This window comes from Cellulomonas terrae (assembly GCF_007990265.1).
Taxonomy (GTDB): Bacteria; Actinomycetota; Actinomycetes; order Actinomycetales; family Cellulomonadaceae; genus Cellulomonas; species Cellulomonas terrae.
This window is the reverse complement of sequence record NZ_BJWH01000032.1, coordinates 1-13,002: the sequence shown is the minus strand read 5'-3', so window position 1 is coordinate 13,002 and position 13,002 is coordinate 1. Positions and strand designations below refer to the sequence as shown.

The window sequence follows — 13,002 nt, the reverse complement described above, 5'->3', positions numbered from 1 at the left end:
GAGGCACCTCCTCAGGCTGTTGGGCTTGTCGATGTATCAACTCGATACATCTGGAGAGTATGTCGAATACGACGAACCAAGCAAGTCGGTGACCTGGGACACACCTGGTGTGTGCGTCGGGACGTGGGTGCGTCGGCGGTTCGCGCGTGCCGTGCCGATCGTGTGAAGGCTCGTCGGATCCGGGCTCCGCCATACCGCGCGCGCTCAGTGAGGTCCCCCATACTGGCCTCCGCGGCTGACGCCTGCCCGAAACCGGGCGCGACGGCCGGACCCAGTCGTCGGACGGAAGGCAGAGCGTTGGCAGGCACGAAGCGGAGGGCACCCGCCCGGGGCAAGCGCACGGCGCCCCGCGGCACGGCAACCTCGTCGGGCAGCAACGCCCCCAAGCGACGTTTCTTCGACTACCCGCGGTCCGGCTACGAGGGCCTGCACCGCTGGCTGCCGTCGTGGCGGTTCACCGTGGGCACGATCCTCGCGGTCGGCTTCCTCGGGGCCGGTGCGATGGTGGCGGCGTACGCGAGCACGACGATCCCGAACCAGGCGGACGACACCAGGGCGCAGACGACCACGGTGTACTACGCCAACAACGCCGACGGCTCCCAGGGCGCGGTGATGGGCACGTTCGCTGCGCAGAAGCGCACGCTCGTCGAGTACCCGACGCTGCCCGAGTACGTGGGCCAGGCGGTCGCCGCCGCCGAGGACAAGACGTTCTTCACGAACAACAGCGGCATCTCGATCACCGGCATGGGCCGCGCGCTGATCAACAACCTGCGCGGCGGGCCGACCCAGGGCGGGTCGACCCTCACGCAGCAGTACGTCGAGAGGTACTACGTCGCCGAGACGACGACCGACTACGTCGGCAAGTTCAAGGAGACCCTCCTCGCGATCAAGATCGCGAGGGTGGAGTCGAAGCCGGAGATCATGGAGCGGTACCTGAACACGATCTACTTCGGTCGTGACTCCTACGGCATCCAGGCCGCGTCGCAGTCCTACTTCGCCAAGGACGCCAAGGACCTGACGGTCGCCGAGGCCGCCCTCCTGGCCGGCATCATCCCGTCGCCCAACAACTGGGACCCGGCCAAGGCGCCGGACAAGGCCGAGGCGCGCTGGAACATCGTGCTCGACTCCATGGAGGAGGAGGGTTGGCTCGCCCCCGCCGACCGCGCGGCGATGACGTTCCCGCCGACCGTCGAGTACAAGCGGCTGGACTCGATGGGCGGACCCGTCGGCTACCTGCTCGAGATGGTGCGCGACGAGCTCAACCGCCCGCCGCTCGAGCTCACCGACGACGAGATCTACCGCAAGGGTCTCTCGGTCGTCACGACGATCCAGCAGCCGCTGCAGGTCGCGGCTGAGACGCAGGTCGCGGCCTTCCGCGCGGGCACGCTCCCTGAGCAGGACGGCGCGATGCCCAACGAACTCACCCGCGTCTCCCTGTCGTCCATCGACCCGAAGGACGGCGCCATCGTCGCCCTGTACGGAGGCGCCGACTTCCTGGCGGACCAGAAGAACACGGCGACGTACCAGCCCATCCAGGCCGGGTCGACGTTCAAGCCGTTCACGCTCATCGCAGCGCTCGAGCAGGGCGTGCCCCTGACCACCAAGTTCAACGGCCGGTCGCCGCAGGAGTTCGACGACTGGACGGTGCCGAACTTCGGCGGCTCGCAGTTCGGCACCATCGACCTGGTCGACGCCACGGCCAACTCGGTCAACACGGTCTACGCGCAGCTCAACCTGCAGATAGGCCCGGAGAAGACCGCCGAGGCGGCCACGAGGGCGGGCATCACCACCCCGGTGCAGTCCAACCCCGCCAACGTGCTCGGGACGGACGCCGTGCGCCCGCTCGACATCGCCGGCTCGTACGCCACCATCGCCTCGGGCGGGATCCGGGTCGACCCGTTCATCGTCCGGACGGTCCTGAACCCCGACGACTCGGTCGCCTTCGAGCGCAAGGAGCCGACGGAGGAGCAGCGCGCGTTCGCTCCGGACGTGATCGCCGACGCCACCTTCGCGATGACGCAGGTCGTGCAGAAGGGGTCTGGCGAGGACTGGATCAAGCCGCTCGGACGCCCGATCGCGGGCAAGACCGGCACCTCGAACGACAACAAGTCGGCCTGGTTCGTCGGCTTCACCCCCACCATCGTCACCGAGGTGTCCCTCAACCAGATCAACGGCACCACGCAGGAGACGATCACGCCGTTCGGTCGTCCCAAGCAGGTGACCGGCGGAACCTGGCCGGCGTTCCTGTGGCAGTCCTACATGAAGGAAGTGTTCGCCCAGCCGCAGTACGCACCCGTCGTGGACTTCCCGCCGCGCGCCAACGTCGGTGGCAAGCCGTCACCGTCGGCCACGGCACCGTCCGAGACCGTCGCCCCGACGGAGGAGCCGACGCAGGAGGCGCCCTCCGAGATCGCGGTCCCGTCGGGCCTGGAAGGCAAGCTCGAGGGCGACGCGACGGCCGCGGTGGTGAACGCCGGGCTCGTTGCCAGCATCGTGTCGGAACCGTCGGACACGGTGACGTCCGGGCGGGTGATCCGGGTGGAACCGCGCGGAGGCACGATCCTCGCCCCGGGCGGCTCCGTGACGCTCGTCGTGTCCAGTGGGCCCAAGCCCGTCCCGACGCAGGAGCCCGTCCCGACGGAGCCTCCGCCGACCCCTGCTCCGACTCCGTGACGGGGGGCGCGCCGTCGCCCTCCGTCCGAGCTTGCGGGCACACCTCCGTCCACAGCCGATTTCGGCGGTGGCTCCGGGCCGGGTAGCCTAGGAGATTGCTGTGCCCTCGTCGGCTCGTCGTCATGGACGGGTCGTCGAGGCCAGCGACGCACACACCCTCCTGCCACGGATCGACCGTGGCCGCGAAGACCAGAGGAGGTGGGTATGAGCCTGCGTCAGTACGAACTCATGATCATCCTTGACCCCGAGATCGAAGAGCGCACCGTTGCTCCGTCGCTCGACAAGTACCTGACGGTCATCAAGACCGACGGTGGCACTGTCGACAAGGTCGACATCTGGGGCCGTCGTCGGCTTGCCTACGACATCCAGAAGAAGTCCGAGGGCATCTACGCCGTCATCGACTTCCACGCGACGCCCGCGACCGCCAAGGAGCTCGACCGTCAGCTCGGCCTCAACGAGGTCGTCCTGCGGACCAAGGTCCTGCGCGCCGACGCCTGATCCTGTGGGTGGCCGCAGATAGCGTGCGGTCCCAGACATCCATGAGCATCCGACTGATCGAACGAACGAGGAGCTGGGCATGAGCGGTGAGACCGTCATCACGGTGATCGGGAACCTGACCGGGGATCCCGAGCTGCGCTTCACCCCTTCGGGGGCCGCTGTCGCGAACTTCACCGTCGCGTCCACCCCCCGTACGTTCGACCGCCAGAGCAACGAGTGGAAGGACGGCGACACGCTGTTCCTCCGCTGCTCGATCTGGCGGGAGGCGGCCGAGTCGGTCGCCGAGTCGCTCACCAAGGGCACCCGCGTCATCGTGACCGGCCGGCTCGTGCAGCGCTCGTACGAGACCCGTGAGGGCGAGAAGCGCACCGTGTACGAGCTCCAGGTCGACGAGGTCGGCCCGTCCCTGCGCTACGCCACGGCCAAGGTCACCCGGACCCAGCGTTCGGGTGGCGGCGGCGGTGGCTTCGGCGGCGGGGGCGGCGGCTTCAGCAACGGTGGCGGTGGCGGCGGATTCGGTGGCTCCGGCGGCGGTGGCGGCAACCAGCAGGACGACCCGTGGGCCACGCCCGCGGGTGGTGCTGGCGGTGCCGGCTACTCCGACGAGCCTCCGTTCTGATCGGCGCCTGACACTCAGACACTCCCCATCCCTGGGCACGGCAACGCCCAGGGCTCCAGCAGACAAGGAGCACCACGATGGCCAAGGCCGTGGTCCGCAAGCCGAAGAAGAAGCAGAACCCGCTCAAGGCGGCGAAGATCGACGTCGTCGACTACAAGGACACTGCGCTGCTGCGCAAGTTCATCTCCGACCGCGGGAAGATCCGCGCTCGCCGGGTGACCGGTGTGTCCGTCCAGGAGCAGCGCGCGATCGCGCGTGCCGTCAAGAACGCCCGCGAGATGGCTCTCCTGCCCTACTCGTCGTCGGCGCGCTGAGAAAGGGGACCATCATGGCGAAGATCATCCTGACCCACGAGGTCACCGGTCTCGGTGAGCCCGGCGACGTGGTCGAGGTGAAGGACGGGTACGCCCGGAACTTCCTCGTCCCGCGCAACCTGGCGACGCCCTGGACCAAGGGCGCCGAGAAGGACGTCACCGCGATCCGCAAGGCCCGCAAGGCCCGCGAGATCGCGACGCTCGACGACGCCAAGGCGATCCGCGACTCGCTGCAGAGCAAGCCGGTCGTCGTGTCGGCCAAGGCCGGCGAGTCGGGCCGTCTGTTCGGTGCCGTCACGACCGCAGAGATCGCCGACGCGGTCAAGAAGTCCGGCGCGCCGCAGATCGACAAGCGGAAGGTCGAGATCGGTCAGCCGATCAAGGCCCTCGGCGAGTACCAGGTATCGGTCCGCCTGCACGCAGGCGTGTCCGCGACGGTGACCGTCAAGGTCGTCGCAGCCTGAGCTGAGGTACCTGTTCGACCTTGCACGTCCACGACGCCCGGCTGGGATCCCCAGTCGGGCGTCGTGGTGTTCTCGGTGCTCCGTTTCGCCCATCCAGCCGCGCAGTCTTTGCTACGGTGACGCAGGTCACGCCCCATGTGACTCCTGCCCACGCGCCCCCGGATGCATCGGAGCATTCCAGATGTCCGTTCGACCACCGACCACGTCCAGCCGAGCCCGTTCGCGTATCCCCAGGGTCACGGCCGTGGCTCTCGCCCTCGGACTGGGGCTGGTCGGTGTGGCGGTGTCGGCCACGCCCGCCTCCGCGGTCACCGGGGGCAACTGCAACTTCATGGAGTCGCAGCTGGCTCCCGGCCCCGACCAGGTCCGCATCCCCGCTGCGGCGAGCGGCAACGGCATCGTCGCGTGCTGGCTGGCCATCGAAGCCAAGCCGCCCACGGTGGGGATCAAAGAGCTCCAGCGGGCGTGGAACATCTGCTACAAGCCGTTGAACGAGCCGCTGATCTCCGAGGACGGGTACTTCGGCGCCACGACGCAGTCGCGCGTCCGGCGGATCCAGATGGCGGAGGGCCTCGACGCAGACGGTGTCATGGGGACGAAGACGAAGTTCACCATGCTGTGGCCGGTCTACGACTACTCGACTCACACCGTCTACCGCGGTCGATGCTGGTCGAAGTGGGCATGACCCCGGACCGACTCGGGCCGCAGGGACCGAGCAGGCGCGCGGTCCTCACGGGGGCGGTGTCGGGGATCGGCACCGCGCTGCTCGCGGCTCCGACGAAGGCAGCGGCCTCCGAACGGGCGGCCGGTGGGACGGCGGTCGCTCTGGTGCCGCTGGAGACGTCGGAGATCGTCACCTACGACTCGACGTGGGCCACTCAGCACGTGCTCGACGTGCCTCTCGCGGTGAGCATCGCCGGTTACGCGCTCCCGTCCTCGGGCCTCACCGTCACGGTGAGCTTCGACCTGCGTCTGCTCGCCTCGACCGACCGGGTGGCGATCGCCGCAGGGACCGCGTCCTGGTCCGCGTCCTGCGAGCCGGCGCAGGTGCTGGACGACGGAACCGCGCGCGTGACCTTCGACGTGGTGCGACCCCAGGGTTCCTCCCGGCGTCGCTCGTCATCGACGGTCGCTCTGCCCTTGCGCCCGCTCGACCTGTACCCCGACGAGAACATCGGCGCACCGCACCCCCTGGTGATCGAGGTCGTGCGCCGTGGCGGCGCGCAGCGTACGGCGCGAACCTGGTCCACCGTCAGTCGGTCGGTGCCGGCGACGCCGTGGGGGGTCGAGGTCGCCGCCGCATGGACGTCCCTCGAGCTGCCGGGGTCGCTCGGGCCGCTCGGATACCGGGCGCCGATCTCCGTGCGCCTACGAAGCACCGGTCCGGCACCGATCCCCGCGGGCAGCGAGCTCGTCGTCGACCTCGATGCGAGCGTCGTCGCAGGTCTGGAAGTGCTCACCGCTTCCATCGACGGGCTGGCGATAGCCGCGCCGACGCCCCGTGTCGGACGGCAGGACGAGACGCTCCTGAGGGGTTCGTGGGTGGTGCCGGTGGCGATTCCCGCCGGGTCGGTCCTCGACGTCGTTCTCGACTGCACCCCGGTCGCCGCACCACCGACCCCCCGGAGCCTCCGGCGGGCGACAGTCTCGCTCGTCGGCGCCGGTGCGGGAGTCCCACGGGAGACGGGCCGGTACACCGCTGTCGACCTCACGTCGTCGGGCACCCCGACGACCGACGGCATCGCCGTCGGCACCATCTGACGTCCGGACCGAAGGAACTTCGCCACGGCTGACGTGTGGGTTCAGACTGCTCAGGTCTGGGTGAACGAGAACTACAAGGACGTGCCCGGGTACACGGAAGTGCCCGAGGACGGGCGAACGGGGTGGCGGACGATGTTCGCGCTGACTCGTGCGCTCCAGCACGAGCTGGGCATCACCTCGCTGTCCGACACGTTCGGCCCGACCACCGAGTCCCGCTTCACCAGCCAGATCGGTGCGATCACGTCGGCGACGAAGGCGAGGGTCGTCCAGATCCTGGCGTGCGCGCTCTGGTGCAAGGGCTACTTCGGCGGCGACATCCTCTCGGGTCGATACACGGAGGACATCGCCGCGTCGTGCAGCTCGGTCAAGCGCGACATGGGTCTGAGTGACACGTCGCCCGACATCACCGTGAAGATCATGAAGTCCATCCTCACCATGGACGCCTACGTGCTGGTGCGTGGGGGCGACCCGACGATCCGCTCGGCGCAGCGGTGGCTGAACGCGACGTACCTGAGCCGGCGGGACTTCGCGGTCGTCCCCGCCGACGGCATCTTCTCGCGCGACGTGCAGAAGGGCCTGATGTTCGCGATCCAGTACGAGATCGGGATGGCCGACGGCACCGCGAACGGCAGCTTCGGTCCGGGGACCGTCGCCGGGCTGAAGGAGAAGGGCACCGTGTCGCTCGGCATGGTGGACGGCACCAGACGGTGGGTTCGTCTGTTCCAGAGCGCACTCGCCTTCAACCGCCGGCCGGTCCCTGTCGACGGGTCGTTCGGCACGTCGACCAAGGTGGCCGTCCAGGAGTTCCAAGAGTTCGTCCGACTCCCGTCGACCGGGATCGGCAACTTCTCGACCTGGGCGTCGCTGCTGGTCAGCACCGGGGACCCCGACCGTCCCGGGACGGCCTGCGACACCAACGTCCCGATCACGGCGACAACAGCCGCGGTCCTGACAGGCGCGGGCTACTCCGTCGTCGGCAGATACCTGAACGGCGTGACCAAGCGGATCCAGGCCGTCGAGATCCGCACGATCCATGACGCGGGCATGAGCCTGTTCCCGATCTTCCAGGAGTACAACAACGCCCCGGGCTACTTCACCGGGGACATCGGGTACCGCCACGGCTCTGCGGCCGTCCTGCGCGCGCGGCAGCTCGGGATCAAGCCCGGTGCGGTCATCTACTTCCCGGTGGACTGGGACGCGACGGACGGCGACATCGAGGCGTTGGTGATCCCCTGGTTCGAGAAGGTGCGTGACGGCGTCCGCCGAGCGCGCGCCAACGAGTACCAGATCGGGGTCTACGGCCCTCGGAACGTGTGCCAGAAGGTGTGCGACAGGGGCCTCGCGGTCAGTGCCTTCGTCGGCGGGATCTCCAGGGGGTGGAGCGGGAACCTCGGCTATCCGCTTCCCGGTGCCTGGGCCTACGACCAGATCCAGGAGCTCAAGGTCAGCACCCCGACGGGACTCGTGGAGATCGACAAGGTGATCGTGTCGCCCCGGGCAGCGCCGATCGGTCCCGACGCGGTGCTCCCCACGCCGTCGCGGACAGTGACCGACGCCTCCGGGACCCGGGTGGAGGTCAACGACTGGTTCTGGCGTCTGAGCGAGCTGACGTACCAGGCGGAGTGCGCTCTCGAGCGCTCGGTGGGCGCATTCGCCGTGCGCAAGTACGCCACCGAGCTCGTCCTCTACCACCTCCAGAAGCGCAAGTACGACGACATGCAGTTCCGGGCCTACACACCCCAGCCCGAGAGTGTGATGACCGACCCGGTGCAGGCGGCCCTGCTTTCCGCCGCGAGGCAGTCGTTCCACGACTCGGCCGCGCTCGTGCCCGTCGAGGACCCGCTGTACGACGTCGCCAACTACGCCGGTGACCTGGAGCACTTCGCAGCCTCGACGCGCGGCTACGTCCAGTGGTCGTACACGTCGGACGGCTCCGTCGGGCCGGGTGACCTCGGGGCCTGGGCGCTCGACCTCGTCACGTTCTGGGCGGAGTACGCCACGGCACGCAGTGCCGACAGCTCGCTCACCGTCGGCTCGTGGTGCGGGTACCGCCTCGGGTACGGCGCCGCCGGCGAGTCCAGCTTCGGCGAGACCGACCTGATCGCCGACATCGATGCCTTCCTGGTCGCGAAGCGTCTGCTGGACGACGCCGACCGCAGTCTCGCGGACGCCGTCCGCGAGATCCTCACGCACGACGACGATCCGCGGTGGCGGTACCGGACCTTCCTGCGAGAGAGGTTCGCCGACGACCGCACCCGGATCGAGGCCGCGGTCCACCACCTCTTCGTCAATCGGACGCCGTGGGTGTTCCCTGCGGTCTCCGCGAAGCTCGACGGGGCCCGACGGCCCGGCGAGCAGGCCGACGACGGGAGCGTGACCGAGGTCGAGCTGGTGACGGAGCTGCCCACGCTGGCGCGGGTGTTCGCGGACCGGCTCCTCGGAGCGCCCCGCCCGCCGCTACCGTGACCGCGGTGACTGGTGCGCAGGAGGGCTACGACACGGCGAACCGGCTCGTCTCCACGTTGCTCGTGCTCGTCTGGTGCGCGCTGGCGGTAGGCGCGTCGGTCTACGCGTTGCGTTGGGTGCCGTCGCTCGCGAGCTGCCGTGACCTCGGGTCCCCGCTGGCCCCGGTCGTCGGGCCGACCGTTCTGCTCGTCCTCGTGGTCGTCGTCCTCGCCGGGGTGACCGCGCACGGTCAGGCATCCGGCGGCCTGGCCGAGCTCGCGCGTCCGGCACGCCGGTTCGTCTGCGGTGTCTGTGTCGCGGTCGTCGCGATCGCATTCGCATTCGGACTCGTGGCGTCCACGTTCATCCCCGCGCCGGTGTCGGCGGGTGAGGTGATCGCCACTGCTTGCAGCTACCTCACGGCCGCGCTGCCGGCGGTGGTCGTCCTGGGCGTGATGGTCGGAGTGGGCCGGCTGTCGGAGGGGGAGGGCCGTCGGTCCGCCGTGCGGGGCGTGGCCCTCGCCCTGGGCCTGAGCGTTGCCGGGATCGGCGTGATCGCGGCCACGTCACCCTGGATGTGCGCGGTCCTGTGAGCGTCAGGCACCGGTCACCATCCACGCAGTGCCGCGTGCCCGCCAGCCCGTCGTCACCGCACGGGCCAGCATGAAGACGCCAGCGAACGCCGCCCAGAGCCACGCCAGACCTGCTGCACCCGGCGGTGCAGCCTCGCGGACGGCCAGGGCGAACGGCACGTAGACCACCAGCGTGGCCATGCCGGCCCAGGCGAGGAACCGGCCGTCGCCGGCACCGATGAGGACGCCGTCGAGGACGAACACCCAGCCGGCCATCGGCATGGTCACGGCGGCGACGACGAGGGCGGCGACGGCCGCTGCTCGGACGTCGTCGGCAGTCGTGAAGAGCGGGACGTACACCCACGACAGCCCGCCGACGAGCAGGCCGAGCGCGGCTCCGGCGCCGACCCCCCACTGGAGGGTGCGCCGCAGGAGCGCGCGGACGCGGGGCACGTCGGCGGCACCGAGGGCGTGGCCGACGAGGGCCTGCGCGGCGATGGCGAGGGCGTCGAGCGCGAACGCGGCGAGCCCCCAGACGGCAGCGACGACCTGGTGCCCGGCGAGCTCGACCGCGCCGAGACCGGTGGCCACCCACACGGTCAGGAGGATGGCCAGACGCAGCGACAGCGTGCGGACGAACAGCGGCGTCCCGGCGCGCGCGTTGGCCCAGATGCCACCCGCGGCCGGTCGCAGCTGCGCCCCGGAGCCCCGCGCCCCGTGGACGACGACGACGGTGAGCGCGACGGCCATGCCGAGCTGGGTGAGCGCCGTGCCCAGGCCCGAGCCGGCGATCCCCATCCCGGCGCCGTAGACGAGCACCACGTTGAGCACGGCGTTGACGACGGCACCGGTGGCAGCGACGACGAGAGGGGTCCGGGTGTCGAGCAGCCCACGCAGCGCGCCGGTGGATGCGAGGACCAGGAGCATGCCGGGGAGGCCCGGCGCCGACCAGCGCAGGTAGGTCACGGCCTGCTGGGCGACCTCGTCGGACGCCCCGAGAGCCCCGATGAGCCACGGGGCGCTCAGCCAGGTGGCTGCGGCCAGGACGAGGCCGAGGCCGAGGGCGAGCCACATCCCGTCGACGCCGACCTGCAGCGCACCGGTCCGGTCACCCGCACCGAGGCGCCGCGCGACGGCCGCCGTCGTGGCGTAGGCGAGGAAGACGCACAGCCCGATGACGGTCATGAGGATGGTCGACGCGAGCGCCAGACCGGCGAGCGGGGCGGTGCCGAGGTGGCCGACGACGGCGGAGTCGACGAGCACGAAGAGCGGCTCGGCGACCAGTGCACCCAGCGCCGGGACGGCAAGGGCGAGTATCTGGCGGTCGATGCCGGGCGGTCGATGTCCGACAGATGAAATCGCGGCCAACCTTTCTCGAATCCACAGCACGTGCACAGCGTTCCTGCGGGTGACGAGCGGATCGGCACGGAAGTTCGTCCCTCTGTCCACACCCCTGTCCACGGACTGTGGACAGATTCGGACGTGATCCACAGCCCTGCTCACAGTAGGTGAGGGCCCGCTCCACAGAAGTCTGCACGTTGCCCACAGGGGCGTCGCGACAGGTTTGGACGAGCGCCCGGGACCCCCTAACGTCGCGAGTGCGAGGACCCGATGCTGTGCCCGGGAACTCGTCTGGGCGCGGATGTCAGACCCCCCATGGAACATGTGTTCGGATGACGACGGTGGGGATCAGATGACGATCGAGGAGCTCGAGTACGGCGCGCCGGCGGGCACGAACCGCGGTGGCGGCGGCTACGACCGCACCCCGCCGCAGGACCTCGACGCCGAGCGCAGCGTGCTCGGCGGCATGATGATCTCCAAGGACGCGATCGCCGACGTCGTCGAGCAGATCCGCGGCACCGACTTCTACCGGCCCGCGCACGAGGTCGTGTACGACGCGATCATCGACCTCTACGGTCGCGGTGAGCCGGCCGACGCCATCACCGTCGCCGACGAGCTGACCAAGCGCGGCGAGATCCAGCGCATCGGCGGCGCCCCCTACCTCCACACGCTCATCTCGTCCGTCCCCACCGCGGCGAACGCCGGCTACTACGCGCGGATCGTGCGTGAGCGGTCCGTCCTGCGCAAGCTCGTCGAGGCCGGCACCCGCATCGTCCAGCTCGGCTACGGCACCGACGGTGGCGACGTCGACGAGATCGTGAACAACGCGCAGGCCGAGGTCTACGCCGTCACCGAGCGGCGGTCGTCGGAGGACTACCTGATCCTCGGCGACATCATCGGCGGGGCGGTCGACGAGATCGAGGCCGCCGGGCACCGCGGCGAGGGCATGATCGGCGTGCCGACGGGGTTCTCGGACCTGGACCGGTTGACCAACGGACTGCACCCCGGACAAATGATTGTCCTCGCGGCAAGGCCTGCAATTGGCAAATCGACCATGGGAATAGATATTGCACGATCGGCGTCCATCAAGCACAACATGACGTCTGTTGTCTTCTCGCTGGAAATGAGCCGCAACGAGATCACCATGCGACTTCTGTCCGCCGAGGCGCGCGTGCACCTGCAGAAGCTGCGCAACGGTCAGATGGGCGAGGACGACTGGGCCAAGATCGCCGCGACCATGGGCAAGATCTCCGAGGCGCCGCTGTTCATCGACGACTCCCCCAACATGTCGCTCATGGAGATCCGCGCCAAGTGCCGGCGGCTCAAGCAGAAGCACGACCTCAAGCTCGTGGTCATCGACTACCTGCAGCTGATGTCCTCCGGCAAGCGCGTCGAGTCCCGGCAGCAGGAGGTGTCCGAGTTCTCCCGAGCGCTCAAGCTGCTGGCGAAGGAGCTCGAGGTCCCCGTCATCGCCATCTCGCAGCTGAACCGTGGCGCCGAGCAGCGCACCGACAAGCGGCCGCAGATGAGCGACCTTCGCGAGTCGGGATCGATCGAGCAGGACGCGGACATCGTGATCCTGCTGCACCGCGAGGACGCATACGAGAAGGAGTCACCTCGCGCCGGTGAGGCCGACGTGATCGTGGCCAAGCACCGAAACGGGCCGACGGACACGCTCGTCGTGGCATTCCAGGGGCACTACTCGCGCTTCGTGGACATGCAGGCCTGACGTCTCCGTTGTTGTTGTCGAGATGTCGAGATGCAAGATAGTTTGAAAATCGGGCCCGGATACTTTAAGTACGTGTCGAGATGCAAGATAGTTTGAGAATCGGGCCTGGATACTTTAAGTACGGTGGCGACCTCATCGACCGGCCGAGCTGGTCCCTGTAGATCCGCAGCAACGATGGTTTAGGTGCGCGCACGCGAGCTGAGCCACCCGCGCGGTACATCCTCCGCTGAATACAGCACAGCGTGTATGGTGGTGCTCATGGAGAAGGCCACCGTCACGCACACCTCGGCGCTCGCTCGACTGGGTCATGCCCTCTCCGACGAGACGCGCACTCGGATCCTGCTGGCGCTGCGCGAGGCACCCGCCTATCCCTCGGACCTGGCTGATGCGCTGGGCGTGTCACGGCAGGTGATGTCGAACCAGCTGGCCTGTCTGCGGGGCTGCGGCCTGGTGGAGTCGATCCCGGACGGACGGCGGACCTGGTACCGGTTGGCGGACCCGCACCTGGCCTCCGCGCTGGGGGATCTGCTGCAGCTGGTGCTCGCGGTGGACCCGACGTGCTGCGGCCCGGATTGCACCTGCGCAT

Annotated in this window: 12 protein-coding genes; 11 read left to right on the top strand and 1 reads right to left on the bottom strand. The window is 69.2% G+C overall.

Features of this window, described 5'->3' with window-relative positions; translation table 11 throughout:
• The first annotated feature begins 297 nt into the window (after nt 1-297).
• The 9 genes from CTE05_RS19210 (at nt 298) to CTE05_RS19170 (ending at nt 9,367) form a co-directional block, all read left to right on the top strand.
• On the top strand, nt 298-2,673 hold the full coding sequence (locus CTE05_RS19210; protein ID WP_146847904.1) for a transglycosylase domain-containing protein: 2,376 nt from the start codon (nt 298-300) through the stop codon (nt 2,671-2,673).
• A 204-nt stretch (nt 2,674-2,877) separates the two neighbouring features.
• The gene (rpsF, locus tag CTE05_RS19205) at nt 2,878-3,171 is read left to right on the top strand and encodes a 30S ribosomal protein S6 (protein ID WP_055915972.1); all 294 of its coding nucleotides are present in this window, start codon (nt 2,878-2,880) and stop codon (nt 3,169-3,171) included.
• A gap of 79 nt (nt 3,172-3,250) precedes the next feature.
• The gene (locus CTE05_RS19200) at nt 3,251-3,790 is read left to right on the top strand and encodes a single-stranded DNA-binding protein (RefSeq protein ID WP_146847903.1); all 540 of its coding nucleotides are present in this window, start codon (nt 3,251-3,253) and stop codon (nt 3,788-3,790) included.
• A 77-nt stretch (nt 3,791-3,867) separates the two neighbouring features.
• Complete coding sequence (rpsR, locus tag CTE05_RS19195) at nt 3,868-4,104, top strand: 30S ribosomal protein S18 (protein ID WP_028051084.1); 237 nt, start codon at nt 3,868-3,870, stop codon at nt 4,102-4,104.
• A 14-nt stretch (nt 4,105-4,118) separates the two neighbouring features.
• On the top strand, nt 4,119-4,568 hold the full coding sequence (gene rplI / locus CTE05_RS19190) for a 50S ribosomal protein L9 (RefSeq protein ID WP_055915966.1): 450 nt from the start codon (nt 4,119-4,121) through the stop codon (nt 4,566-4,568).
• A 244-nt stretch (nt 4,569-4,812) separates the two neighbouring features.
• Nucleotides 4,813-5,253: a peptidoglycan-binding domain-containing protein gene (locus CTE05_RS19185; protein WP_222595521.1), complete on the top strand. Its 441-nt coding sequence runs from the start codon at nt 4,813-4,815 to the stop codon at nt 5,251-5,253.
• Nucleotides 5,250-6,329 (top strand): hypothetical protein, encoded by a 1,080-nt coding sequence (locus CTE05_RS19180; RefSeq protein WP_146847901.1) that lies wholly within the window; start codon nt 5,250-5,252, stop codon nt 6,327-6,329. The genes CTE05_RS19185 and CTE05_RS19180 overlap by 4 nt, the downstream gene beginning before the upstream one ends.
• 132 nt (nt 6,330-6,461) lie before the next feature.
• A complete protein-coding gene (locus CTE05_RS19175; RefSeq protein WP_146847900.1) occupies nt 6,462-8,795 on the top strand; it encodes a glycoside hydrolase domain-containing protein in 2,334 nt (777 codons plus the stop codon).
• A gap of 5 nt (nt 8,796-8,800) precedes the next feature.
• Nucleotides 8,801-9,367, top strand: a complete 567-nt coding sequence (locus CTE05_RS19170) for a hypothetical protein (protein WP_146847899.1) — start codon at nt 8,801-8,803, stop codon at nt 9,365-9,367.
• A 3-nt stretch (nt 9,368-9,370) separates the two neighbouring features.
• Here the strand turns inward: CTE05_RS19170 and CTE05_RS19165 are convergent, their stop codons facing one another.
• On the bottom strand, nt 9,371-10,732 hold the full coding sequence (locus tag CTE05_RS19165) for an MATE family efflux transporter (RefSeq protein WP_146847922.1): 1,362 nt from the start codon (nt 10,730-10,732) through the stop codon (nt 9,371-9,373).
• Between the two features lie 307 nt (nt 10,733-11,039).
• On the opposite strand from CTE05_RS19165, the gene dnaB reads away from it, so the two are divergent.
• The gene (gene dnaB, locus CTE05_RS19160) at nt 11,040-12,416 is read left to right on the top strand and encodes a replicative DNA helicase (RefSeq protein ID WP_146847898.1); all 1,377 of its coding nucleotides are present in this window, start codon (nt 11,040-11,042) and stop codon (nt 12,414-12,416) included.
• 258 nt (nt 12,417-12,674) lie between these two features.
• A partial coding sequence (locus CTE05_RS19155; protein WP_146847897.1) for an ArsR/SmtB family transcription factor occupies nt 12,675-13,002 on the top strand: 328 nt, incomplete at its 3' end.

Coding starts and splice junctions, on each gene's coding strand:
- rpsF (WP_055915972.1), top strand. CDS start 2,878: ATGAGCCTGCGTCAGTACGAACTCATGATCATCCTTGACCCCGAGATC.
- CTE05_RS19200 (WP_146847903.1), top strand. CDS start 3,251: ATGAGCGGTGAGACCGTCATCACGGTGATCGGGAACCTGACCGGGGAT.
- rpsR (WP_028051084.1), top strand. CDS start 3,868: ATGGCCAAGGCCGTGGTCCGCAAGCCGAAGAAGAAGCAGAACCCGCTC.
- rplI (WP_055915966.1), top strand. CDS start 4,119: ATGGCGAAGATCATCCTGACCCACGAGGTCACCGGTCTCGGTGAGCCC.
- CTE05_RS19180 (WP_146847901.1), top strand. CDS start 5,250: ATGACCCCGGACCGACTCGGGCCGCAGGGACCGAGCAGGCGCGCGGTC.
- CTE05_RS19175 (WP_146847900.1), top strand. CDS start 6,462: ATGTTCGCGCTGACTCGTGCGCTCCAGCACGAGCTGGGCATCACCTCG.
- dnaB (WP_146847898.1), top strand. CDS start 11,040: ATGACGATCGAGGAGCTCGAGTACGGCGCGCCGGCGGGCACGAACCGC.